The 25,577-nt window shown below is 49.7% G+C and carries 20 protein-coding genes; 17 read left to right on the top strand and 3 right to left on the bottom strand.

The window, feature by feature from the left end:
- Nucleotides 1–182 precede the first annotated feature (182 nt).
- The 9 genes from ABC831_RS24885 to aspS all read left to right on the top strand — a co-directional run bounded on the left by ABC831_RS24885 (nt 183) and on the right by aspS (nt 11,233).
- Nucleotides 183–863, top strand: a complete 681-nt coding sequence (locus ABC831_RS24885) for an HAD family hydrolase (RefSeq protein ID WP_343250772.1) — start codon at nt 183–185, stop codon at nt 861–863.
- 9 nt (nt 864–872) lie between these two features.
- Nucleotides 873–1,391: a GNAT family N-acetyltransferase gene (locus tag ABC831_RS24890; protein WP_343250773.1), complete on the top strand. Its 519-nt coding sequence runs from the start codon at nt 873–875 to the stop codon at nt 1,389–1,391.
- A gap of 14 nt (nt 1,392–1,405) precedes the next feature.
- The gene (locus tag ABC831_RS24895; protein WP_343250774.1) at nt 1,406–2,299 is read left to right on the top strand and encodes a LiaF transmembrane domain-containing protein; all 894 of its coding nucleotides are present in this window, start codon (nt 1,406–1,408) and stop codon (nt 2,297–2,299) included.
- A gap of 91 nt (nt 2,300–2,390) precedes the next feature.
- On the top strand, nt 2,391–4,694 hold the full coding sequence (locus ABC831_RS24900; RefSeq protein ID WP_343250775.1) for a RelA/SpoT family protein: 2,304 nt from the start codon (nt 2,391–2,393) through the stop codon (nt 4,692–4,694).
- A 37-nt stretch (nt 4,695–4,731) separates the two neighbouring features.
- The gene (locus ABC831_RS24905) at nt 4,732–5,364 is read left to right on the top strand and encodes an MBL fold metallo-hydrolase (RefSeq protein WP_343250776.1); all 633 of its coding nucleotides are present in this window, start codon (nt 4,732–4,734) and stop codon (nt 5,362–5,364) included.
- Between the two features lie 684 nt (nt 5,365–6,048).
- Entirely contained in the window at nt 6,049–7,521 is a 1,473-nt protein-coding gene (gene hemZ, locus ABC831_RS24910; protein WP_343250777.1) for a coproporphyrinogen dehydrogenase HemZ, read from the top strand.
- Nucleotides 7,522–7,533: 12 nt separating this feature from the next.
- Nucleotides 7,534–8,142 (top strand): HD-GYP domain-containing protein, encoded by a 609-nt coding sequence (locus ABC831_RS24915; protein ID WP_343250778.1) that lies wholly within the window; start codon nt 7,534–7,536, stop codon nt 8,140–8,142.
- Nucleotides 8,139–9,383: a histidine--tRNA ligase gene (gene hisS / locus ABC831_RS24920; protein WP_343250779.1), complete on the top strand. Its 1,245-nt coding sequence runs from the start codon at nt 8,139–8,141 to the stop codon at nt 9,381–9,383. The genes ABC831_RS24915 and hisS overlap by 4 nt, the downstream gene beginning before the upstream one ends.
- A 62-nt stretch (nt 9,384–9,445) precedes the next feature.
- Complete coding sequence (aspS, locus tag ABC831_RS24925) at nt 9,446–11,233, top strand: aspartate--tRNA ligase (protein WP_343250780.1); 1,788 nt, start codon at nt 9,446–9,448, stop codon at nt 11,231–11,233.
- A 143-nt stretch (nt 11,234–11,376) separates the two neighbouring features.
- Here the strand turns inward: aspS and ABC831_RS24930 are convergent, their stop codons facing one another.
- Nucleotides 11,377–11,661 (bottom strand): DUF1294 domain-containing protein, encoded by a 285-nt coding sequence (locus ABC831_RS24930; RefSeq protein ID WP_343250781.1) that lies wholly within the window; start codon nt 11,659–11,661, stop codon nt 11,377–11,379.
- 167 nt (nt 11,662–11,828) lie between these two features.
- Between ABC831_RS24930 and glyA the strand changes: the two genes are divergently transcribed.
- From glyA to ABC831_RS24955, 5 genes are all read left to right on the top strand, one after another.
- Nucleotides 11,829–13,070: a serine hydroxymethyltransferase gene (gene glyA / locus ABC831_RS24935; RefSeq protein WP_343250782.1), complete on the top strand. Its 1,242-nt coding sequence runs from the start codon at nt 11,829–11,831 to the stop codon at nt 13,068–13,070.
- Between the two features lie 138 nt (nt 13,071–13,208).
- Complete coding sequence (locus ABC831_RS24940) at nt 13,209–13,934, top strand: SGNH/GDSL hydrolase family protein (RefSeq protein ID WP_343250783.1); 726 nt, start codon at nt 13,209–13,211, stop codon at nt 13,932–13,934.
- A gap of 318 nt (nt 13,935–14,252) precedes the next feature.
- A complete protein-coding gene (locus tag ABC831_RS24945; RefSeq protein WP_343250784.1) occupies nt 14,253–14,987 on the top strand; it encodes an ABC transporter ATP-binding protein in 735 nt (244 codons plus the stop codon).
- Entirely contained in the window at nt 14,974–16,515 is a 1,542-nt protein-coding gene (locus ABC831_RS24950; RefSeq protein ID WP_343250785.1) for a hypothetical protein, read from the top strand. The genes ABC831_RS24945 and ABC831_RS24950 overlap by 14 nt, the downstream gene beginning before the upstream one ends.
- Nucleotides 16,478–17,878: an ABC transporter permease gene (locus ABC831_RS24955; RefSeq protein WP_343250786.1), complete on the top strand. Its 1,401-nt coding sequence runs from the start codon at nt 16,478–16,480 to the stop codon at nt 17,876–17,878. The genes ABC831_RS24950 and ABC831_RS24955 overlap by 38 nt, the downstream gene beginning before the upstream one ends.
- A gap of 109 nt (nt 17,879–17,987) precedes the next feature.
- Here ABC831_RS24955 and ABC831_RS24960 read toward each other — a convergent pair whose 3' ends face one another.
- Together ABC831_RS24960 and ABC831_RS24965 are read right to left on the bottom strand one after the other, a co-directional pair.
- On the bottom strand, nt 17,988–18,605 hold the full coding sequence (locus tag ABC831_RS24960; RefSeq protein WP_343250787.1) for a histidine phosphatase family protein: 618 nt from the start codon (nt 18,603–18,605) through the stop codon (nt 17,988–17,990).
- Nucleotides 18,606–18,725: 120 nt separating this feature from the next.
- A complete protein-coding gene (locus ABC831_RS24965; protein ID WP_343250788.1) occupies nt 18,726–20,462 on the bottom strand; it encodes an Rqc2 family fibronectin-binding protein in 1,737 nt (578 codons plus the stop codon).
- A 383-nt stretch (nt 20,463–20,845) separates the two neighbouring features.
- Here ABC831_RS24965 and ABC831_RS24970 point away from each other — a divergent pair, with 383 nt between their 5' ends.
- The 3 genes from ABC831_RS24970 (at nt 20,846) to ABC831_RS24980 (ending at nt 24,815) form a co-directional block, all read left to right on the top strand.
- Nucleotides 20,846–22,219 carry an MATE family efflux transporter gene (locus ABC831_RS24970; protein ID WP_343250789.1) on the top strand — a complete coding sequence of 458 codons (1,374 nt, stop codon included), beginning with the start codon at nt 20,846–20,848 and terminating at the stop codon, nt 22,217–22,219.
- Nucleotides 22,220–22,326: 107 nt separating this feature from the next.
- Nucleotides 22,327–23,607 (top strand): uracil-xanthine permease family protein, encoded by a 1,281-nt coding sequence (locus ABC831_RS24975; RefSeq protein ID WP_343250790.1) that lies wholly within the window; start codon nt 22,327–22,329, stop codon nt 23,605–23,607.
- A 983-nt stretch (nt 23,608–24,590) separates the two neighbouring features.
- The gene (locus tag ABC831_RS24980) at nt 24,591–24,815 is read left to right on the top strand and encodes a hypothetical protein (RefSeq protein WP_343250791.1); all 225 of its coding nucleotides are present in this window, start codon (nt 24,591–24,593) and stop codon (nt 24,813–24,815) included.
- Nucleotides 24,816–25,577: the final 762 nt, after the last annotated feature.

Consider the following 25,577-nt stretch of genomic DNA (forward strand, 5'->3'; position numbering starts at 1 on the left):
GGAGACCAATTCCCCCAGTTCCAGCCACCCATGCCCGCAAACCAACCGCCGCAGGCCTTGACCGCCCGATAAATCCAGATCCCGTACCCCAGCCCGCCCTGCTCCGCCTGCAAAAAAATGTTGCTATTTGTCTAAAGGAATGGTATGTTCTATGTAAATTCATTTGTTAGGAGCATAAACGCATGCTAAAAGGAGTCATCTTTGATATGGACGGCGTGATCATCAACAGCGAGCCGGTTCATTATAAAGCGTACTGCCAGGTATTGGAGGAGCTGGGCTGTAAAGAAGAATATACCTATGAAGCCTACCAAAAGACGGTGGGCTCCACCCAGTACCGGGTAGTGGAAGAAATAATAGACCTGTTCGGGCTCACGCTGAGCGTGGAGGAGATCCAGGCCAGAGGGCTGAAAAAGCAGAGTGAGATTTTTCAGGCGGAAGGTTATCCGCCGGTACCGGGCGTGGTGGAGCTGATCCGGAATCTGCACAATGCAGGATTAAAGCTGGCTGTGGCTTCCTCCTCCGTGGAAGATCTGATTGAAGAATCGGTCCGGGGGATCGGGGTAACGGAATATTTTGACCGGATGGTCAGCGCGGATACGCTGGATAAGCCGAAGCCGGCTCCGGATGTGTTCTTGTACGCGGCACGGGAGTTGGGACTTTCTCCTGATGAGTGTATTATAATAGAAGATTCTCAGAACGGGGTGTTGGCGGCGAAGGCGGCCGGGATTCCCTGTGTCGGCTATATCAACCCGGATTCCGGGAATCAGGATCTAAGCGCGGCGGATATCCTGGTGGAAGGATTCGAGGAGGTCGATGAGGAATTTATGGTCAGAGTGTGGAAGCGGGCACACGGAGAACCCTGAACGATCGCGGTGACGAAACGTCTGCTGATCCGGGAGATTACGCTGGATGATGTGGATGCGCTTTACAGGATTTACAGTGATGAGCGGGTGACCAGATATATTCCCGGACTTCAGAAAGATCCGCAGGAAGAGCGGAGGATGACGAAGGCATATATAGAGAGCGCTTATGCTTTTTATGGCTTTGGACTGTGGGCAGTGTTTGAACGCTCCACCGGCAGGCTGATCGGCCGGGTGGGATTAACACCACGGCAGATGGAAGACTGCTGTGTGCTGGAATTAGGCTATGTGATAGATGCCGGGCATTGGAGGCAGGGATATGCTGCAGAAGCCTGTGAGGCAGCTATCCGGTATGCGCAGGAAGAACTGGACTGCGAAGAGCTGAGCGCATTTATAAGGGTGGAGAATACCGCTTCCATCGCTCTGGCGGAAAAATTGGGATTTCATTATTTTGACCGCTGGCAGCAGGATGGATTCCAATTCGTATGGTATATAAAAGAATTGTGTGATACACTTAATAACATGGAATAAAGGAGGATATACTTATGAGATATCGCTTATCAAGTATTTTGTGGGGTGTTGCGTTTATCATCGCAGGCCTCGGGTTTGCGGGAAATGTTCTGGGATTGTGGAGTTTCAGTCTGTTTTTTGACGGCTGGTGGACCTTATTTATCATTGTACCCTGCGTGATCAGCATGATTCAGAACCGGCCGAATATCGGAAATATTATCGGGCTGTGTATCGGTATCCTGCTGCTGCTGTCGTCGCAGAATGTATTGCCCAGCCGGGTGATGTGGGGCATGGTGTTCCCGGTGATTTTGGTGGTAATTGGTATTAATTTTCTGGTACGCAGTAATCGAAATCAATATCGTGGCAATACTTATCAGGGAAATACCTATCAGGATGAAAGTTATCAGGGAGGCTACCGGGGAGGCCCGAAGAGCAGTAAGAGTCAGTCAGGGAGTTATGGGGACGCACAGCAGGAGCAGCAGGCCGGTCAGGGCAGCTCGTCCGGCCAGAGCGGATATACCGGCCAAAGTGATTACAGCGGTCAGCACACATATACCGGGCAGGACACGGGAAAAAGCGGCAGCTATCAGCCTCATATGGAGGCGGGAGTACCTCAGTTTTCAACCATATTTAACGGAAGAAAAATCAGCTATAATAATGAAGTGTTTCAGGGCGCTGTTCTTCATACCGTGTTCGGCGGCATGGATCTGGATATCCGGAATGCGATCATCGATCAGGATGTGCTGATCAAAGTAAATTCCATTTTCGGCGGGATCGATATCCTGGCTCCGGATGACGTGTTGGTCATGATAAAAGACCAGTCCTTCTGCGGCGGGGTTTCCAACAAAAAAAGTCCTCCCTACGGAACACCCAGAGCAGTCATCTATATTGACGCCCAATGTGTATTTGGCGGTGTGGATGTAAAATAAGGACAAAAGATTGCATTTTTTGTGGAATCTCATTATAATAAAAAAATAGCAGCGCTCGAAAAAAGATAACCGATTAAAGTGGTGGACATAAATGGGAGAAAAATCTGACTTTCAGATACCGGCGGATAAGCTAAAAGAGATTGAAAGCTGTGTAAAAGCGCCGGCTGAATTTACCAGTCCGGATGTACTGTATGACGAATTGATAGCAAGTGTGAAAAAATATCATCCGTCTACAGATATATCCATTATTGAAAAAGCATATAAGACAGCCAGGGAAGCACATAAAGACCAGGCGAGAAAATCGGGTGAGCCGTATATAACTCACCCTCTTTGCGTTGCGATCATTCTGGCGGACCTGGAACTGGATAAAGAGACTATCGTAGCAGGACTTCTGCATGACGCGGTGGAAGATACGATCATGACGGTGGAAGAGGTAGAGGCTGGTTTCGGCAGTGAGGTCGCCCTCCTGGTGGATGGGGTCACGAAGTTAGGCCAGCTGTCGTACAAGGCGGATAAGGTCGAGGTACAGGCGGAGAATCTGAGAAAAATGTTCCTGGCCATGGCAAAGGATATCCGTGTCATATTGATCAAGCTGGCGGACCGCCTGCATAATATGCGTACGCTCCAATACATGAAGCCGGAGAAACAGAAAGAAAAAGCCAGAGAGACCATGGATATCTACGCGCCCATCGCACAGCGGCTGGGTATTTCCAAGGTGAAGGTGGAACTGGATGATCTGGCTTTAAAATATCTGCAGCCGGATGTCTACTATGATCTGGTGGAGAAGATCGCGCTTCGCAAAAGTACCCGGGAAGAATATGTCCAGAGTATCGTGGACGAGGTGCAGGCCCATATTATCAAGGCCGGTATCCGGGCGGATGTGTCCGGGCGGGTCAAACATTTCTTCAGCATTTATAAGAAAATGGTGAACCAGGATAAGACCCTGGATCAGATATACGATCTGTTTGCAGTGCGGATTATCGTGGACACGGTCAAGGACTGCTATGCGGCGCTGGGTGTCATTCATGAAATGTATAAACCGATCCCCGGCCGGTTCAAGGATTACATCGCCATGCCGAAGCCAAATATGTACCAGTCCCTTCATACGACCCTGATCGGACCGACCGGTCAGCCCTTCGAGATACAGATCCGGACTTATGAGATGCACCGGACGGCGGAATATGGTATTGCCGCCCATTGGAAATATAAAGAGTCCTCCGACGGCAAGAAGAGTGTGGCGGACCAGGAAGAAGAAAAATTAAGCTGGCTGCGGCAGATTCTGGAATGGCAGCGGGATATGTCGGATAACCGGGAGTTCATGAGCCTGTTAAAGAGCGATCTGGATCTGTTCTCCGACAGCGTGTACTGTTTTACTCCGTCGGGAGATGTGCAGAATCTGCCCGCCGGCTCCACACCGATTGATTTCGCTTACAGTATTCACAGCGCGGTGGGAAATAAGATGATCGGCGCCAAGGTAAACGGAAAGCTGGTCAATATCGACTACGAGATCCAGAACGGCGACCGGATCGAGATCCTCACCTCCCAGAATTCCAAAGGACCCAGCCGGGACTGGCTGGCCATCGTCAAGAGCACCCAGGCCAAGAACAAGATCAATCAATGGTTTAAGAACGAATTCAAAGAAGAAAATATCACTCGCGGCAAGGACATGGTGAATCAGTACTGTAAAGTAAAGAGCATCAACCAGAGCGAGATTATGAAACCGGATTTCCAGGAAGTAGTACAGCGTAAATACGGCTTCCGGAATTGGGATTCGGTGCTGGCGGCCATAGGCCACGGCGGCTTAAAGGAAGGGCAGGTAGTCAACCGGCTGCAGGAAGAGCGGCAGAAGACCCTGAAAAAAGAGATTACCGATGAAAAGATCCTGGAGACAGTCTCCGAGGTCAAGGATAACCGGATCAGTATCGCCAAGTCCAAGAGCGGTATCGTGGTCAAGGGAATTCACGATGTGGCCGTGCGATTTTCCAAATGCTGCAGCCCGGTACCAGGAGACGAGATCGTAGGATTCGTCACCAGAGGCCGGGGCGTGTCCATTCACAGGACGGACTGTGTCAATGTGATCAACTTGCCGGACAGTGACCGGGTACGGCTGATCGACGCTGAGTGGCAGCAGCCGGATGAAGCAGCCGGCAACGGCTTGTATCTGGCGGAGCTTAAGATTTTCGGCAGGAACCGCATGGGCCTGCTGGTGGATGTTTCCAAGATATTTACAGAGAAACAGATCGACATGACTTCGATCAATGTAAGGACCAGCAAACAGGGAACGGCTACGATCAATGTCACATTTAATATAACCGGGCGGGAGCAGCTGAATCTGGTGATCGACAAGCTGCGCCAGGTAGAGGGAATCATGGATATTGAACGGACGACCGGCTGATCCGGTTCCCATGTGAAAGGAAAGAGGAGTAATGGCAATGGGAGCATTGGAAATGAAAACATATACGGTGGGAATGCTTTCTACCAACTGCTATTTTCTGATCCATAAGGATACCAGGCAGATGGTGATCGTGGACCCGGGAGCGGACGCACAGCGTCTGAAAGTCAAAATCGAGGAGCAAAAACTGAAACCGCAGGCCATCCTTCTGACCCATGCCCATGGGGATCACATCATGGGTGTGGAATTTTTAAAGGAAGCCTATCAGATTCCGGTCTATATACATGAGGTTGACAGTGAGGCACTTATGCATGCGGACAGGAATTTGTCTCTTATGTTCGGCAGTGAGACATCGATAAAAGCGGATGTCTGCCTGAAGGATCAACAGGAGTTACAGTTAGCGGGTTTTGAGATCCGGGTCCTGTTCACACCGGGGCATACCGCCGGAGGCTGCTGTTATTATCTGCCGCAGGAAGAGGTGCTGATGTCGGGAGACACGCTGTTCTGTGACAGCATCGGGCGGACGGATTTCCCGGGGGGAAGCATGTCGGAACTGCTTCATTCTGTGCGGGATAAGCTGATGACTCTTCCGGATGGGACGGATGTCTATCCGGGACATGGAGAGCCGACTACGATCGGACGGGAGAGAGAATATAATGCCTGGATCCGGTAAGCGGAAGGCGCCCCGGGAGGAGAAAGGGGCCCCGGGAGGAGAGGAAAGCGGCGGTGCCTTGGGGGGATGGGCCGCACATCTCGTGGGACCAAATCGCTTCGGCCGGACCTAAGAACGGATAACTCCGATGAAGGGAGAACCTCTTATTGGCAGAGCCCGGGACAAACTCGCCAAAATACGGCTCGGACAGTGTCCCGGGCTCTGCGAGGTTCTCCCTCCATCTGCGTAACCCGTTCTAAGGTCCGGCCTCAAGCGATTTGGTCCCACGAGATGTGCGCCCCATCCCCCCCAAGGCACCGCCGCTTTCCTCTCCTCCCTGCATTATTGAGGGCCGGGGTGGTTTGCGGCTTGTTTTGAGATTCATTGTTGGGTGTTTATGGGATTTTCAGGTGAGGGATTCGGATATAATCTAAGGGGGATTTGTCAGGGCGTTTTGCTCTGTGTACAGATTTCCTTCTCTGGGTATTTAATATGATTAGCGGGGATTTCCTGGAATCTTTAGGTAGAGGCCATATCGTTTGAAATGAGTTTCATGGTAGTGGTCGGGGGGAGAAATCGCTATTTACGGAAAAGTGGTTAAGGAGCGATTTTTAAAAGTCGTATTCTGTGAAATTACCGAGCGTGGATTGAAACAATATCGGTTTATTGGGATTAAGGAAAATATAGAGGTATGGTGTTATAGGGATGATTACAATTCAATTTGGTAACCGGGAGTTTTTGAATGAAATATTTCCGCTGGTGAAGTCGTTTTTTCCGGGGGAAGAAGTTGTGGTGACGGATGAAGTTGTGGATGAAGTTGTGGACGAGGCTGTGGAGGAGGTTAGGGTGCGGATTTCGCTCCTGTATTTGGTGGGGGCTATTGTGATTCGGCTGAATGGGGAAGAGGGCGTCTGTAAAGAGGTAACGGTTCCGAGGAACAGTGCGGACCGGATGGAGACTAAGAATGAATGCAAGCGGACGGTGTACCGGCTTCTTGCGGAATATACGCAAAGGCAGCTGCCCTGGGGGAGTCTGACCGGGATACGGCCGACGAAGATCGCGCTTTCGATGCTGATGGATGGGCACAGGAATGTGGAGATCGCTGCGAGGATGCGGGAGGAGTATCTGGTTAGTAAGGAAAAGACCGCTTTGGCTGTGGCGATCGCGAATCGGGAGCTTCATATTCTGAAGGATATTGACTATGTGGAAGGATACAGTATGTATGTGGGGATTCCTTTTTGTCCCAGTACTTGTCTGTACTGTTCTTTTACGTCATATCCGATTTCCGGGTGGGAGAATCGGATCGAGGAGTATTTGCAGGCGCTGTTTCGGGAGATTAACGGGGTTTCTGAAATGTGCGGGCATAAGAAGCTGAATTCGGTCTATATGGGGGGCGGTACGCCCACGACTCTGACGCCGGATCAGATGGACCGGCTGCTTACCAGACTGGAGGAGAGGTTTTCTTATGAGCATCTGCTGGAGTTTACGGTGGAAGCGGGGAGGCCTGACAGTATTAGCAGGGAGAAGCTTCGGGTGCTCAGAAGCCATGGGATCAGCAGGATTTCTGTCAATCCGCAGACCATGAATCAGAAGACACTGGATGTGATCGGACGAAGACATACGGTGGAGCAGACGGTTGAGGCTTTTTATATGGCCAGGGAGCTGGGGTTTGATAACATTAATATGGATATTATTATGGGACTGCCCGGGGAAGGGGCAGAGGAAGTTGCCCATACGCTTGAAGTGCTTAAGGAACTGGACCCGGATAATATTACGGTACACTCGCTGGCGATTAAGAGGGCGGCCAGACTGAATATGTTCCGGGAGGAGTACCGGGATCTGAAGATCGAGAATACGGAGGAGATCATGAATCTGGCTGCAGACACCGCCAGGGATATGGGGATGGAGCCGTATTATCTGTACCGCCAGAAGAATATGGCGGGTAATTTTGAAAATGTAGGGTACGCAAAGGTTGACAAAGCCGGAATTTACAATATACTTATGATGGAAGAGATGCAGACGATTATGGCTCTGGGAGCGGGAAGCGTCAGTAAACTGGTTGTTCCCTCACAGAACCGGATCGAACGCTGCGGGAATGTGAAGGATGTGCCCACGTATATCGGCAGGATTGAGGAGATGCTTGAGCGTAAGCGGAATCTTCTGGCCGATGGAGTATAGGGATGGGATCATATGGAGACGAGTCTGGAAAAAAAGAATTTCTTACAACAAGATGTGTCTGATGGGATCAGCCACGCGATCTGCGTCAGCTGTCTGGCGGGGAGACTGGCTGCCAAGCTTCAGGAAGATCCGGCGGTGTGCTATGATCTGGCTGTGGCCGGAACCATACATGACATCGGGAAAATAAAGCTGTCGTCTTATCTGTATGGCAGAGATGAGGAAGCGCTGGATGTAGAGCAGATGAAATACATCCATCAGCACACGGAACTGGGGTATGAGATCGCCAGGGAACATGGCTATCCGGAACATATCCAGCAGTGGATTCTGCATCATCATGAAAATTACGACGGTTCGGGATATCCCTTTCATTTAAAAGGGGAGGAGATTCCCTACGGCGCCAGGATCTTAAGAATCTGCGACGTGTTCGCGGCACTGACGGCGGACCGCCCTTACCGCAGGGCATTCGATCTGGAGACGGCGATGGAACTGATGATTGAAGAAATAAAGAATTTCGATATGCGGATATTTCTGGCTTTTCAGCGGATGGTCCATGAGGATGACATCAGCGTGCTTCTTAACCAGAAGGATCTGCAGGTGGAAATACAGGAGGGAAAAATATGATAACACAGGCGCCAAGAGGAGTACAGGACTGGTACGGCGAGAATATGCACCGCCGCGCGGTCGTAGAGAAGATTGCCAGGGATCTGGCCAGAACCTATAATATCACGGAAATTATAACCCCCGTTTTCGAGCATACGGTGCTATTTCAGCGGGGCGTGGGTGAGACCACCGATGTGGTTCAAAAGGAAATGTATACGTTCGAGGACAAGGGCGGGAGAAGTATTACCCTGAAGCCGGAAGGTACCGCCGGGGTTATGCGTGCATACCTGGAGCATAATCTGTATGCCAATCCCCAGCCTGTGAAGTTCTATTATGTAACTCCGGCATTCCGCTATGAGAAACCCCAGAGCGGGCGGCTGCGTCAGCATCATCAGTTCGGTGTGGAGTTCGTGGGCGCGAGAAGTCCGCTGGCGGAGGTGGAGGTAATCAGCCTGGTGGCTGCTCTAATTAAAAAATTGGGGCTGAAAGATGCGAAACTTCATATCAACAGCATTGGCTGTAAAGATTGCCGCAAGACTTACAACGAAGCGCTGCTTAAGTACCTGTCCGAGCATGAAAGCGAGCTGTGTGAGACATGCCGGGACCGGATGAAGACGAACCCGCTGCGGGTCATCGACTGTAAGGTGGACAGCTGTAAGAAGATTGTCAAAGATGCCCCCAGGACCATTGACTATCTGGATGAGGACTGCCGGAACCATTTTGAGGAACTGCAGGCGCTGCTGACAGAGCTTGCTATTCCCTATGAGATCGACACAGGAATCGTCCGCGGTCTGGACTATTATACGAAGACCGTATTTGAATTTGTGAATTCCGAGGGCTTTACCCTGTGCGGAGGCGGCCGGTATGACGGCTTGATCCATGAGATCGATGAGAAGCAGGATATCCCCTCTGTGGGATTCGGGATGGGGATCGAGCGTATTTTATATTTTCTGGACAAAGAGGGCGTGGATCTGCCCCCCATGGATGCACCGGAGTTATATGTGGGGATTCTAGGAAAAGAGGCGAAAGCCCGGGCGTATCGTCTGGTCAATGAGATAAGGTCCCACGGAATTATCGTGGAAACCGACTATCTGGACCGCAGCGTGAAAGCGCAGATGAAATATGCCAACAAAATTGGCGCGAAGAAAACCGTGATCATCGGCAGCGATGAGCTGGCCAACAACAGAGCCAGTGTAAAGGACATGCAGTCCGGTGAGTTAACAGAGGTGGCTTTGGATGAGATCCCGGGGCTGTTTGCCTGAAAAGCGGGGTTCATGATAAATATATAAATCAATTCGGTAAGTCAGGAAGGAATAAAAGAGATATGGCAGAGGCAATGAAGGGGTTGCACAGGACCCACAGATGTACAGAAGTGAGCAGTCAGAATATTGGTGAAACCGTAACCGTCATGGGATGGGTACAGAAAAGGCGGAATCTGGGAAGCATGATTTTTGTGGATCTAAGAGACCGTTCCGGTTTGCTGCAGGTAGTATTCGAGACGAAGGATATCGGCGGGGAAGGCTTCGCCAAAGCGGAGAAATTAAGAAATGAATTCGTGATCGCCGCGGTCGGCCGGATCGAGAAGAGGGCAGGGGCAGTCAATGAGAATCTGGCAACAGGAGAGATCGAGCTGCGGGCGACGGAACTTCGGATCTTATCCGAATCGGAGACGCCTCCGTTCCCCATCGAGGAGGATTCCCAGACCAAAGATGAGCTGCGCTTAAAATACCGCTATCTGGATCTGCGCCGCCCGGATCTTCAGAGAAACCTGATTCTCAGAAGTAAAGTGGCCACTCTGGTCAGAAATTTTCTGGCGGAAGAGGGCTTCCTTGAGATAGAGACTCCCATCCTGGGAAAAAGCACGCCGGAGGGAGCCAGAGATTACCTGGTGCCCAGCCGTGTGCACCCCGGAAAATTCTACGGGCTGCCCCAGTCCCCTCAGCTGTTCAAACAGCTGCTGATGTGTTCCGGGTATGACCGGTATTTCCAGATCGCCAAATGCTTCCGGGATGAAGACCTGCGTGCTGACCGGCAGCCGGAATTCACCCAGATCGATATGGAATTATCCTTTGTGGACGTGGACGATGTGATCGATGTCAACGAGCGGCTCCTGGCCCGTGTGTTCAAAGAAGCGATCGGAGTGGAGGTCCCCCTTCCGATCCCGAGAATGACATGGCAGGAAGCCATGGACCGTTTCGGTTCCGACAAGCCCGACACCCGTTTCGGTATGGAGCTGGTCGACGTATCTGAGGTGGTCAAAGGCTGCGGCTTCGGTGTCTTTACCGGTGCGCTGGACAACGGCGGCAGTGTACGCGGTATCAATGCCGAGGGGCAGGGCGCTATGCCCAGAAAGAAAATCGATGCTTTAGTAAACCTTGCAAAAGATTTCGGCGCGAAGGGCCTGGCTTATCTGGCGGTCAACGAGGACGGAACCTATAAATCCTCTTTTGCCAAATTCATGACCGAAGAGGAGCTTAGCGCCCTGGTGGATGCTATGGGGGGCAAACCCGGGGATCTGCTGTTATTCGCTGCTGATCAGAACAAAGTGGTCTGCGACGTGCTGGGCAGCCTGCGGCTGGAGCTTGCGAAAAACCTTGGCCTGTTAAACAAAGACCAGTTCAACTTCCTCTGGGTGACGGAATTCCCTCTGTTAGAGTGGTCCGAGGAGCAGAACCGCTTCGTGGCCATGCACCATCCGTTCACCATGCCGATGGAGGAAGACCTGGAGCTTCTGGACACCGATCCCGGCAAGGTGCGTGCCAAAGCCTACGATATCGTGCTCAACGGCACCGAGTTGGGCGGCGGCAGTGTCCGAATCTTCCAGAACCATGTGCAGGAGAAGATGTTCGAGATATTGGGCTTCACTATGGAGGATGCTTACGAGCGTTTTGGTTTCCTGTTGAACGCTTTCAAATACGGTGTTCCCCCTCATGCAGGCCTGGCCTATGGTTTTGACCGTATGCTGATGCTGATGGCAGGTGAGGACAGCATCCGGGAAGTTATCGCCTTCCCGAAAGTAAAAGACGCTTCCTGTCTGATGACCGAGGCACCCAATGTAGTAGATGAAAAACAGCTGGATGAGCTTGGGATAGCCGTCCAACCCGAAGAATAACAAACAAAAGGAACAAAAGGGGACATGTCCATTTCGGTTTGGGACATGTCCATTTCGGTTTCTAAATCAAAAATATAAAATGGACATGTCCCAAATCGTTTTGGACATGTCCCAAATTGACTAATTAACAAACTTTAGTGGTATTACCGCATAATAAGATAAAGCACAAGAGCCAGCTGTAGGAAAAAGATAGCAGGTATCCCTATGGTGAAGGACTTGTGCTTTGTTTTGTGATGGAATACACTCATACCGATTCTGGCACCGATACTGCCTCCCAATATAGCGGACAGAAACAGCATTTTCTCCGGGATACGCCATCTGTGGCGGACGGCTTTGGATTTATCGATCCCCATCAGAGCGAATCCGACGAGATTGATCAACAGAAGATAGGCGAGAATCCAGAAACGATAATCAAGTAAATAATTCATAGGGGTCTCCTTTGATAAGTTTCATGCAATTTTTGTATAATCATTCTTTATTTATAACCACAGCTTATCATGAGACCACCCACTTTTCAATGAAAACCTATATTCCATTCTCGTCTGCGGTATGTTATAATCTCTCTAGAGCGAATAAGCATACAGGAGGAAAAGGAATGTATTCTTTAGATGAAGTAAAAGCAGTGGATATGGAAGTGGCGCAGGCTATTACGGACGAAATGGAACGCCAGAACAGCCATATCGAGCTGATCGCATCCGAGAACTGGGTAAGCAAAGCTGTGATGGCAGCCATGGGCAGTCCGATGACGAATAAATATGCGGAAGGGTATCCCGCCAAGCGTTATTATGGCGGATGCGAATGTGTGGATGTGGTGGAGAATCTGGCCATCGACCGCGCGAAGGAACTGTTCGGCTGTGATTATGCCAATGTACAGCCCCATTCCGGTGCTCAGGCGAATATGGCGGTGTTCTTTGCCATGCTGGAGCCCGGTGATACCTTCATGGGTATGAATCTGGACCACGGCGGCCATCTGACCCATGGAAGTCCTGTGAACATGTCCGGAAAATATTTCCACGTAGTGCCTTATGGGGTGAACGATGAGGGATTCATCGATTATGACGAGGTGCGCAGGATCGCGCTGGAAGCAAAACCGAAGTTGATCGTGGCAGGAGCCAGCGCCTATGCGAGAACGATTGATTTCAAAAAGTTCCGCGAGATCTGCGATGAAGTCGGAGCTTATCTGATGGTAGATATGGCCCACATCGCCGGACTTGTAGCGGCGGGGCTTCATCCAAGCCCTATTCCCTACGCAGATGTGGTTACCACTACGACCCATAAGACGTTAAGAGGTCCCAGAGGCGGCATGATTCTGGCCAACGAAGAGGCAGCCAAGAAATTCAATTTTAACAAGGCAATTTTCCCTGGTATCCAGGGCGGCCCTCTGATGCATGTGATCGCTGCCAAAGCCGTATGCTTCAAGGAAGCTCTGTCTGATGATTTCAAAGTATATCAGCAGCAGATCGTCAAGAATGCGCAGGCTCTCAGTAAAGCTCTCATGGAGCGCGGTATTAAAATCGTATCCGGAGGAACGGATAATCATATGATGCTGGTAGATCTGACCAATCTGGATCTGACGGGAAAAGAAACTGAAAAATTGCTGGATGAAGCGCATATCACTTGCAATAAGAATACGATTCCCAACGATCCGAAGTCCCCGTTTGTTACCAGCGGTATCCGCCTGGGAACACCGGCCGTCACCAGCCGGGGGTTAAACGAGGAGGATATGGTACAGATCGCAGAGGCTATCTCCATTATGCTGCATGAAAAGGAAGCCGGCAGGGAGAAGGCGATGGAAATTGTGAAGAAGCTGACCGATCAGTATCCGCTGATAGGATAATTCATACAGATACGCAGGTCCTGCTGAAGAGGTGATGACGACATAACTCTTTGGAGGGCCTGTTTTTTATTCGATTCGTCTATCCGGCAGGGAATGAATCGAATAAGATATTTGAAAAAGAAAATGGAGGGATACACCATGAGAGTCATGAACCTTTTTCGCGATAAAGCGAAAGATATGAACGGATGCCAGCCGGTAACGATCGCTTTTTTAGGCGACAGCGTCACACAGGGATGCTTTGAAGTATTTATCAAAAACGACGGGGAAGTGGAAACGGTATATGATGTGAACTGCGCGTACCACAGTTATCTGAAAAAGATTTTGGCAACCCTGTATCCAAATGTTACAGTTAACATAATAAATGCCGGAATATCAGGAAATACAGCGGAACAGGGTTATGCGCGCATAGAGCGTGACGTGCTGAAATTTCATCCCGATCTTGTGGTGGTCTGCTTCGGCCTCAATGACTGCGGCCAGGGGAAGGACTATATCAACGTATATGCGGAGTCTCTCGGGAAAATATTTGAAAGCCTGAAAAACGAAGGAACAGAAATCATTTTTATGACTCCCAATATGATGAATACGGAAGTCAGCTGCCATATAACAGATGAGAGAATCCGGGATATTGCCGTTACAACACTGGAAAACCAGACTGGCGGTCTGTTGGATTCGTATCTTCAAAAGGCCAGAGAAGTATGTGAAAGTTATCAGATACCGGTATGTGACTGCTATAAAGACTGGAAAACACTGGAAAAATATGGAGTGGACATAACCGAAAGGCTCGCCAACGATATAAACCACCCGGACCGGAAAATGAATTGGCTGTTTGCGGTGCGGTTATTTGAAATGATGATTGCAAACTGATAAAATTTGGTGGGAGTTGAACGAGACGGCGGGACTTTGCAGGGAAAAACGGCAAAGGCCCGTCTTTTTCATACAGTTCATCAGGACAATTCCCCTTGTTCCGGCTGGCTTTGTCCCGCAGCAGTATTTTTAGCAGATTTTGTAGAAAAGTAAGAAAATCTTAAGAAAATTATGCCGGGATTTAATATACAAACAACTCTGATATGTTATAATGTTGAAAAAGTGTATTTTGCTATCGAGCCGTTCGGATGGTTGAATTCCACACGGAAGACATGATATAATGGGCAGACAGCAGGCACAAAGGAAAGGGGTGGGAGAATGGCAGAAGAAAAAGAACCTGTGATTCAGGTGAAGAATTTGTATAAAGTCTATTCTGTAGGTGAGAACCGGGTGTTCGCTCTCAACGGGGTAGATTTTACTATATATAAAGGCGAATTCTGTTCGATTGTAGGTACTTCCGGTTCCGGCAAATCCACATTGCTAAATATGCTGGCCGGTCTGGAAAAACCTACGAAAGGCGAAATTATCATAGGTCAGCAGCACATCGAAAAGATGACGGAGAATCAGCTGGTAAAGTTCAGAAGGGAACGGGTCGGATTTATTTTCCAGTCCTTCAATCTGCTGGGAACGATGAATGCCAGGGAAAATGTAGCGCTTCCTTTGACCTTCAGAGGGATGGCGAAGAAGGAGAGGCTGAAGCGGGCGGATCAGATGTTAAAGCTGGTAGGGCTTAACAAGCACCGGACCCATAAGCCGACGCAGATGTCCGGCGGACAGCAGCAGAGGGTCGGTGTGGCCAGAGCCCTGGTGGTGGAACCGGAGATCATCTTTGCCGATGAGCCGACAGGTAATCTGGATTCCCATACATCCGCGGATGTGATGAATCTGATGAGGGAAATCGTGGAAAAGGAAAAGCTGACGCTGGTGATGGTAACCCATGATACACATCTGGCCGGTTTCGCGGACCGGATATTCCATATCAGCGACGGTAAAATACTTAAAATCGAAGACAATCGTAAACACAGGGAGGAAGTAAAAGATGAGCAAGTGTAAGAAACTGATTACCATATTATTATGCGGTATTATGGTCTTTGGGATGAGCCTGACAGCTTTTGCCACTGGGACACAGACGCCGGTACCCACGCAGTCGCCGGAGGTTCCTGCGCCGACACCAACACCGGAGCAGACGCCGAATCCGCCCCAGTCCAACAACATCAACGGTAATGTCATGGTAGGCGGTACCTGGCAGACGCCGGTCGCCAACGCCGGAGGTCTGGTAAATGTAGTTCTTCCGCTGGTGAACATGGCGGAATTATCCGTAACAGATGTAATCGTAACTCCGGTTATCAGCGGTGATCCAGCCGTTTGGCCTTTTGAAATAGAAAAATCCAGCTATACGGAAACCCTGCCGATCCTGCCAGGCGAAGACTGCGGCCTGGGGCCCAACGAGCGCCGCCAGGAGATCACCTGGACCCTGAGGACCCGGAAAGACGCCGTCAACGGTTATCAGCCCGTCACCTTCCAGGTACAGTTCAAGAATCCCGATGAGTCCGCGGGAAGCGCAAGCCTTGTCACCTATGTAAAAGTTACCGGTGGTACCGGTGCAAATTCCACGCAGGGAACAGGTTCCGTGCCCAGAGTGATCATATCCGGCTTTACTACCAACCCGGAAAATGTACGTGCGGGAGAAAGCTTTGATCTGACCCTACATATCCGCAATACCTCCAAGAGCACAGCGGTATCCAACTGTGAATTCGATATCCAGACCACGGAGGAGACCACATCAAGCGGCGGCACCGGCGGTACTACGACCAGTGTCAGCGCGCCCGCGTTTCTTCCCACGTCAGGCTCCAGCACGATCTTCGTGGACAAGATCGCTGCCGACAGCACAAAAGACGTTACCATTAATATGACGCCCCGTGCGGACCTGATGCAGAAGCCTTACGCGATCAGCGTCAATATGAAATATGAGGATGCCAACGCCAAAGAATACACGGCCGACGCCAGCGTATCCATTCCGGTCAAGCAGGAAGCGAAGTTAGACGTCAGTGAGCCGGAAGTGATGCCGGAGTCCGTAGAAGTCGGACAGCAGACTAACATTATGTTCAGTATTTACAATACCGGCAAAACCATTCTCTACAACGTATCCGTAAAATTCCAGGGTGATTCGGTCAACGGCGGTGAGGCATATCTGGGAAATATCAGCCCGGGGGCTACCGGCAATGTGGATACCATGGTAAATGGAATCCAGCCAACCATGGATGAGGGCATTATAAAAGCAGTAATCACCTATGAAGATGATGCCGGCAATGTGGCAACCCTGGAAAAAGATATCACGCTCTACGTGACGGAGCCCATGGCGATGGATCCCGGTATGATGGATCCCGGCATGATGGACCCGGGAATGGAGGAGCAGGGCGGCGGCTTCAATATCTGGTTTGTCCTGGGCCCTGTGATCGCATTGGCAGTAATCGGTGGTATCGTTGCGATTGTAATTATTCGGAAAAAGAAAAAAGAAAGATTAGAAAGGGAAGGTATCGAGGATGAAATTGCTGGACTTGATCAAGATGAGCATCAGTAACCTCTGGAGAAGAAAGCTTCGTACCATCCTAACGATTCTGGGAGTAATTATCGGAACAGCATCCATAGTGGTCATGATTTCCCTGGGTATCGGCCTGAACAAGTCGATGATCGACAGTGTGGAAGAATCCGGAGGACTGACAACGATCAATGTATCCAGCGGCGGCGGAGATATGATGTATTACGGAGGCGGCGGGATGGTGGCAGTGTCTGCCGAGGCCTCGTCTTCCAGCTCCGGCAGCAATGAGCCGGTATATCTGACCGATGAAATGATAGAACAGTTAAAACAGCTGCCTCACGTGAAAGTCTGCTCACCGGTACTCAGCACTTCCGTGCTGGCGAAGCAGGGAGCTTACGAATCCTGGCTGCAGATACAGGGAATGGATCTGGATGCATTGGCTCGAATGAATTATCCGTTGGCAGAAGGGACCATGCCTGAGCCCGGCAGCAGTGAACTGAAGTTTGTATTTGGCAACATGGTCATTCAGGATTTCTATAATCCAAAGTCAAACGATGGAGGATACTGGCAGACGGGAGAGCTTCCGGATGTGGATCTGATCAATCAGCCATTATTCCTGATCTTTGACACGGACGCTTACTATCAGTCACAGGATCCCCAGAGCGGTGTCGCGCCTCCGAAGAAATATATGGGCCAGGGTATCGGCCTTTTGGAAGGCGGTCCTGAGGATTGGAAGCAATATAGTTATTCCACTTATTGTGATATCGAAGTTTTGAAAACGCAGCTGCAGAAGGTATTTAAGGGAAAGGTGATTCCGGGGCAGCCCACAACAGCGTCCGGGAAGCCGAGAAAAGAACTGGTCTATAATTCAGCTTATGTCCAGATCGATGAGATGGACAATGTAATGGATGTACAAAAGCAGATTCAGGCTCTGGGGCTGCAGGCCAGCAGCGAAGTGGAATGGCTGGAGCAGGCACAGAAGCAGTACCGGTCCATTCAGGCAGTCCTTGGCGGCATCGGTGCGGTGTCCCTGTTTGTAGCCGCCATCGGTATTGCCAATACGATGATGATGTCGATCTATGAGCGGACCAAAGAGATCGGTATCATCAAGGTGCTGGGCTGTAATATGAATAATATCCGGACCATGTTCCTGATGGAAGCAGGTTTTATCGGACTGATCGGAGGATTCCTGGGGAATCTGTTAAGCCTGCTGATCTCAAAACTAATCAACTATGTAGTCGTGGCCATGCAGGGCGCAGATATGGCGGGGACCACCTCGTATATTCCGCCGTGGCTGATGCTGGTATCGCTGGTATTCGCGGTTCTGGTGGGTATGCTGGCCGGATTCTTCCCGGCACTTAGGGCAATGAAGCTCAGTCCTTTGGCTGCGATTCGAACAGAGTAATTAATCGAACAAAGTAAATAGGCGTTGGAAAATATCAGCTGCCCCTTTTCCGGGACAAACGAAAATGTTTCCAACGCCTTTTCTGTGTAATGAATTGTCCTGTCTTGTCTCAGGTATTTTTATAGAAGAGGACATCCTCCTCCAGCAGGACCGGATGGGGAACGGCAGATTCCGCTATGGATACGGCGCAGTTTTTCGGGACTCCGGTGCCCCAGAACTCAGAGAGGGGGACTTCCCGGAAATAATAGAGCATTCCCCGGATGATACATCCATGGGCAGCGATGAGGATGGTATCGTCCTGCAAATCATCCCGCGAAAAGAGCTCCTTTAAAAACTCCGTACCCCGGCGGATCACTGAGGACAGTGTTTCACCTCCCGCAGGAGGCATGTAATGAGCGGAATCGCCAAAGAAATTATCAAAATCCGGCGGAACGGTCCGCCCGGGCTCGATACAGCGCATTCCTTCATACAGACCAAAATTAATCTCCGCCAGACGTTCATCGGTTTCAATAGAAATCCCCCGTCCCTGTAAAAGGATCTCCGCCGTTTGAAATGCACGGGAAAGGGGACTTGAGAAGGCTTTGGTAAAGGGAATACCGGCCATTCCATGTGCAGTTTTCTGGGCCAGCTGGATACCTTCCGTGCTCAGGGGAATATCCGTATGCCCCTGGATTCTTCTTACCTTATTCCACTCCGTAATCCCATGTCTCACAATATAAACCTTCATATTTACCTCCAGTGCCGCATTTACTGCGGCTAAATTCAGGGATGCGTAGTACGCGTACCTCCAGTGCCGCATTTACTGCGGCTAAATTCAGGGATGCGCAGTACGCGTACCTCCAACCTTTTAATCAGCCAGGGTTAACCCGGACAGGTCCGGTTCTATAGTCAGTGAATAATTGGTATAATAAACGACGAACCCAGGTTTACTGCCGTTTGGTTTCTTCACGTTCTTTTTCTCCGTATAATCGATTTCCACTTTTCCGGCCTCCCGGCCTTTAGAATAATAGGCCGCAAGCCTGCCTGCCTCCTCGAAAACCCGGTCCGGTAGTTCAGCACCTTCCGATTTTACAATAACATGAGAGCCTGGAATCCCTTTGGCATGGAACCACCAGTCATTCCCGGAAGCGAATTTAAAGGTAAGCTCTTCATTCTGATAATTATTTTTTCCCACATACATATGATAGCCGTCACTGGAAATATAGTGGAACGGCTTAGAAGTAATCTTCACCTTCTTGCCGGTATTTTTTCTCCTGATATATCCGGACTCCACCATCTCTTCCTTGATCTGTACCAGATCTTCTTCGGAAAGCGCGATATCCAGAGCCGCTCCGATACTTTCCAGGTGCAGAATCTGGTCATGGGTCTGCTTTAACAGAGATTCGAGAGCTTCCGACGTCCGTTTTAATTTATTGTATTTATCAAAATACTTTTGCCCGTTCTCCAAAGGGGTAAGCATGGGGTCCAGAGGAATCGTGATCATCTCATTTGTATAATAATTCAGCGCTTCCATAGACTTAGAACCCGGTTCCACATGGTACCCATAAGTATTGATCAGCTCACCATACACTTTATATTTGTCTTTTTTCTCCGTATCCTTCATCTGTTTTTGCTGAAGCTCATATTTTTTCCGGTCCCTGTCCAGGATGGTCTGCACGACGCGTCTGAGATCCGAAGAGCGCTGCCGGATTCTGGTAACCGTATTTTTTGCCGCATAATAGGCCTCCAGGGCCATAGAGATCGTATCATAGTTCCGGCGGGTGAGATCCCTGTATTGAGTCAGCTCTATACTGGAAAATTCTACAGGTATCCGGCCGTCGCTCACGATGTTGGGAACAAAACGAGCGTCCCTCACATCCTCCATCAGCAATTCGAACATCCGGAACAGATGCAGCCGTTCACGATCGCCCATCGTATTCGCCGGCTGGTCCGATTCCAGGGATGCGCGGAAACACAATTCCTCAGCGATCAGAGGGCTGATCCCCGTAAGAGAGGTATAGAGTGCCTTAGACAGCTTCATTGGCTTGCTGAAAACCACGTTCAGAAACTGGTCCCGGTCAATCAGCAGCGGGTCCTGTTTGTCCTGCGTCTGCGGAATAAAATATTCCCTTCCCGGAAGTACTTCCCTCACCGAACTCATCTGTGGCGGAACATGTTTAATACTGTCAATAATCATGCCGTCGTCCCTGCAAAAAATAATGTTACTGTGTTTTCCCATAATTTCCACCACCAGAGTTTTCCGGCACAGATCCCCCAGTTCGTCCAAATGCTCAATCTCAAAGCGCAGAATCCGCTCCAGCCCCGGCTGAGTCACCTCCAGGATACGCCCGTTGCTGATATGCTTGCGCAGCAGCATACAAAAGTTCGGTGCCGTCATGGGACTTTGCTTATTCGATTCCGTCATATATACCAGAGGAAGGCCGGCATCCGCGGACAACAGCAGACGATACTGATTTTTCTGATTTTTTATGGTAAGTAGTAATTCATCTTTTTCGGGCTGGGCTATTTTATAAATACGGCCGCCGGTCAGCATATCATTCAATTCTTTTGCCAGATTAGCAATAACGATTCCATCAAAGGCCATTTTACATTCTCCTGTTCTTTCTTCTCATTGTTATACTATATCTAGTTTTGGTGAAGTTATCAAGTGCGGCTTTGGAATTGTTTAAAGATACGGCGGCCCGGTTTCTTGTCCGCCGTATGTCCCCGGACCTTAAAAGGGAAACTGATTCACCAGTATCAAAATGACACAATGAAAAATTTTCAGACAGTTATAAGTGAATGATTATTTTTTATGCATTGTACGTAGGGGGAAAATACAGGCACTGAGTGCTCATAGTAATAAAAAAACTCTTCACAAGCCCGGGATTTTATGATAGTTTGTATAGGAGTGAGGTAGGGAAGGTGGAACATTAGATTGTTCATCTATACCTATATGTGCGGAAGAATGCACGTATGGAGGGAAATATGGAAAAACAAAAGTTTAAATTATCAAAGGAAGAGAGCAGAAGCTTTTATAGGAAGATGTTCGCGCTGGTTCTTCCTCTGGCATTGCAAAATTTAATTAATGTAGGTGTGACAACCGCCGATGTGGTAATGTTAGGAAGAGTGGGGGAGACGGTGTTATCCGCCTCATCCCTGGCGAATCAGATTTATTTTATTTTAAATCTGATTTTTTTCGGCATGACTTCCGGCGCCATGGTACTGACCGCCCAATATTGGGGAAAACGGGATGTTGTGGCGATTGAGAAAATCCTGGGGATCGCCATGGGGATCACTATGGTGATCGCGGTGGCGTTTACAGCGGTGACACTGTGTATCCCGGCTGCGCTGATGAGAATATTTACGGCGGAAGAAGAGGTAATCGCGGAGGGCGTGGTGTATCTGAGGATCGTCGCATGGTCCTATGTTCTGTCGGGAATTACGATGGTATATCTGTATATCATGAGAAGCGTGGAAAAGGTAATGATATCGACCTGCGTGTATCTGGTTTCGCTGATCGTCAATATCGGCCTGAACGCGGTATTTATTTTTGGACTTCTGGGCTGTCCGGCGATGGGAATCGCTGGTGCGGCGCTGGGGACCCTGATCGCCAGAATCGTGGAACTGCTGATCGTGATCTGGTATGCGAAGTTCAAAAACCGCCAGGTGCGTTTCCGCTTCCGCTATATGTTCCGGTTTGATTCACTGCTGCTGAAGGATTTTATCGTCTATTCCATTCCGGTTATGATCAATGAATTGCTTTGGGGAGCCGGAATGTCCGCGATAGCGGCTATTATCGGGCATCTGGGGAGCCCAGTAGTGGCGGCCAATTCCGTGGCCCAGGTGTGCCGGCAGCTGGCCACAGTCGTGGCCTTCGGCCTTTCCTCCGCCACAGCGATCATGATTGGAAAGGCGATCGGTGAGGGCAAATATGATTTTGCGGAGGCCTATGCCCGGAAATGTGTGAAACTGGGCATCCTTTTCGGCATTGCGGGTTCCAGCATTATTCAGCTGCTCCGGCCGGTGCTGTGGAGCTATTTAAGTCTGACCGACGAGGCGTTCCGCTATCTGAGCGTGATGCTGTTCGTTATGGCATACTTTATTGTGGCCCAGGCCTATAATACCACCCTGGTGGTAGGGGTCTTTCGAGGCGGCGGGGACATCAAATTCGGTCTATTCCTGGACGCGGTGATGATGTGGGGCGGTTCCATCTTCGGAGGATTTCTGGCGGCTTTTGTATTCCGGCTTCCTATCCCTGTCGTATACATGATACTGGTCAGCGATGAGGTGCTGAAGCTTCCATTCTCCACCTGGAGGTTCCGTTCCAAAAAATGGCTGAAGAATGTGACAAGAGATTAAATTTATTTACAAATTTCGATTAAAATCCTTGATATCTAAAAAAAATGCAGGTATAGTATACAAAGGCAAATACACTAAACTTACATGAGAGTATGAGGAGGGATCACATGGATATGAATTTATCCGCCAAAAAGAAGCTGATTCTGGGCATTCAGCACGTGCTGGCCATGTTCGGAGCGACTGTTTTAGTTCCGGCCCTGACCGGCTTAAGCACATCAATCACCCTGTTCTGCGCCGGCCTCGGCACCTTGTTGTTTCATTTTGTAACCAAGAGAAAAGTGCCGGTTTTCCTGGGTTCCAGTTTTGCATTCATGGGCGGAATCATTGCCGTCATCGGGGACTCCCGTTTAGGAGATCCGGATTTTATGGACAAGCTGTCCGCAGTCAAAGGCGCTTTGATTATCGCGGGTCTGATCTACGTATTATTTTCCATTCTGATCAAACTGGTCGGATATGAAAAAGTCAATAAGCTTCTGCCCCCGATCGTAACCGGACCGGTAATTATCGTCATTGGCTTAAGGCTCAGCTCCACCGCCATCAATTCTGCTTTTTATCACAACGGGGCATTCAGCCTGAAAGCCGTATTTGTCACGGTAGTCGTTCTGGCGGTAGTCATCGCCATATCCGTATTTGCAAGGGGCATCTACAACCTGATGCCGATCCTGTTCGCGATCATAGCCGGCTACCTGGTCTGCATCCCCATGGGATTCCTGGATTTCACACCGGTACAGCAGGCTCATTTCTTCTCATTTATGGACAAAGATATCATCGCCCAGGTCCTGGCGCTGCCCACCTTTAAGGCGGATGCGATCCTGGCCATCGCCCCCATCGCTCTGGTTACATTGATCGAGCACGTAGGCGATATCACCACCAACAGCGCAGTAGTAGGCAAGAACTTCATGATAGACCCCGGAATCCACAGAACGATCCTGGGAGACGGTCTGGCGACCGCCTTAGCAGGCTTCCTGGGAGGCCCGGCCAACACCACCTACGGTGAAAACACAGGCGTCTTAGCCGTAACCAAAGTCTACGACCCCAGCGTGATCCGTGTCGCAGCCGTATTCGCCATGCTTCTGGGAATCCTCGGCAAGTTCGGAGGCCTGATTTCCAGTATCCCCGGTCCTGTAAGCGGCGGCATCAGCATCGTCCTCTACGGGATGATCGCCTCCGTAGGAGTCCGGATCCTGATCAACAACCGCCTGAACTTCGGTAACAGCCGGAACCTGATGATCGCCTCCATTATAGTAGTCCTCGGCATCGGATGCGACAGCATCCCCGTAACCTCCACCGTAACCATCTCCGGGCTGGCGCTGGCTGCTGTCGTGGGTATGATTCTGGCGGCAGTGTTACCGGAAGGCCATGATTCTGTACTGCCTCGGGAGGAGTAATTCTGATAGGGGGCCGGGCCTGATGGGAATGGAATTCTGATAGGGGCCGGGCCTGATGGAACCGGAATTCCGGGACAGTCCGGCAGAGGCCGGGCCTGGTTCCCGCTCCCGGATAAAATAGCATCCCAGAAAAAGCAACCTCATGAACAGTTCCGGGAGCCTCTTAAAACAGGGAGAAGAGCGGCAGAGGGCCGCCCTTCTCCCTTGAGTCTCCCTCCACTATTCGGCCATGCTTTTTCTGGGATGCTATTTTATCCGGAAGCGGGAACCAGGCCCGGCCTCTGCCGGACTGTCCCAGAATTCCGGTTCCATCAGGCCCTACTCTAATTAGAGCTTAGAAGTGCGGGATCAATGACGTGGGACTGGTATTATATTTCTATTGCCTCAATGTTATGTGATTACCGCTTGGTTCGTCTTATAGCCTAAGGTGGCCTGAAATAGTCGGATTCTGTAAAAGATAGAGACATATAGGACTGCTCAAATAGAAAAGAGATGTTTTAAAAAATAGTAGCGCTCGAAAGTACCTCGCTGACTATTTTTCATGCATCGCACGTAAGTGCCGAAAAAACAGGCACTAAGTGGTCATAGCTATAAAAAATAGTAGCGCTCGAAAAAGCCTCGCTGACTATTTTTTATGCATCGCACGTAAGCGGCTAAAAAACAGCCGCTAAGTGCTCATAGCAATAAAAAATAGCGGCGTTTGAGTTTGTACAGTCGGCTTCATATAAGGACAACATGGCTGGAAAGGCTGATGAATAGGGCATTTAGCAGTTCTTTCCAGCTTGTACTAAAAATGTTTGCAGGTCATTCATCGCCCAAATCCCGCCCAATTCCCGCCCTGATTTCATAAAGACTTGAGGTACAATATTAGAATAGATGAAGTGACTTGACAGATTTGACATTAAAATTTAGAGTACAAGGAACATGAATATTCGCCATAGGCGGATAAGGCGTAAATTTGAAATTTGCAAGGAGACAGGAACATGAAAAAAGTAATATTAGGTTCAATAATGTTTTTAGCAGGAGTGATTTCTATTGCTATGGTTTTGGCTGGTTCAATGGCGAATGAATGGACGATAAATGGACGGTTTTCAGCATTATGGAACATTCAGCAATACGGTCTTATGCCAGGTGTTTATATTTTTGGCGGCATAGCCGTTATTGGTCTTGTTCTCGCTATTTGGGGGTTGCTTGATAAGAAAAATTAAAACATAAACCCCATTTGTCTGGCTGGTTTAATGCGCCTTATTGGGTTAATGCGTACTTTCCTTTTAAACGTTCTTAATAGCGGCAAGCAGTGCAAAGCGGTAACACACCATAAGAAGGGATAATCTCTCACGCCGGGGCTGCCATGCGTAACGATAGAAGGCCGTTTTCGGGGGCGACGGTGAAGGAACAGGCCCCCTCGGTTCTGAGTTCCGCAAAAGCCCATTCTGTCAGGGGTTCGGGTGGTCTATTTTTCCGCGCCCGCCTCCTTGTTGGCCCCTTGGTGGCCCATGCCCGCGTGCCCGCAAACGTGTCTAAAAAACAGGACTAAGTGCTCATAGCGATAAAAATACTCAATATAAGTAGATTTAGCTTTCATAAAAAGAACCTTATATTTTTCAGACTTTCTATGTATATCAAGAAGCGGATTACAGTGGAAGATAGAAGGTTCTTTAAGGTTCTTTAAGTCTCTTTACCTTAGTTGTAATCATTTTTCGTATTATATGTTTCTGACACGATACCTTCCATCTCCTCAAGCATTCCTAATTACAAAACCATGAGTCGATCGTATTTCGCCAGTACCAAAGCAGGCGGGAAATGGGGCGGGGGGAGAACCGGAATGTCTGTGGGGAAAAACATTGAGGGAGGAGCTTAGAGATATGGGAGGGGGCGGGTAAGAATCCCCGTTTTTCGGAGCATGTTTGAGCGCAGCGAGTTTGCGTAGAAAAATGTAATAAGGGATTCTTACCCGCCCCCGCCCCTAT

The organism is Diplocloster hominis, assembly GCF_032380655.1.
In the GTDB taxonomy this organism is placed as follows: domain Bacteria; phylum Bacillota; class Clostridia; order Lachnospirales; family Lachnospiraceae; genus Diplocloster; species Diplocloster hominis.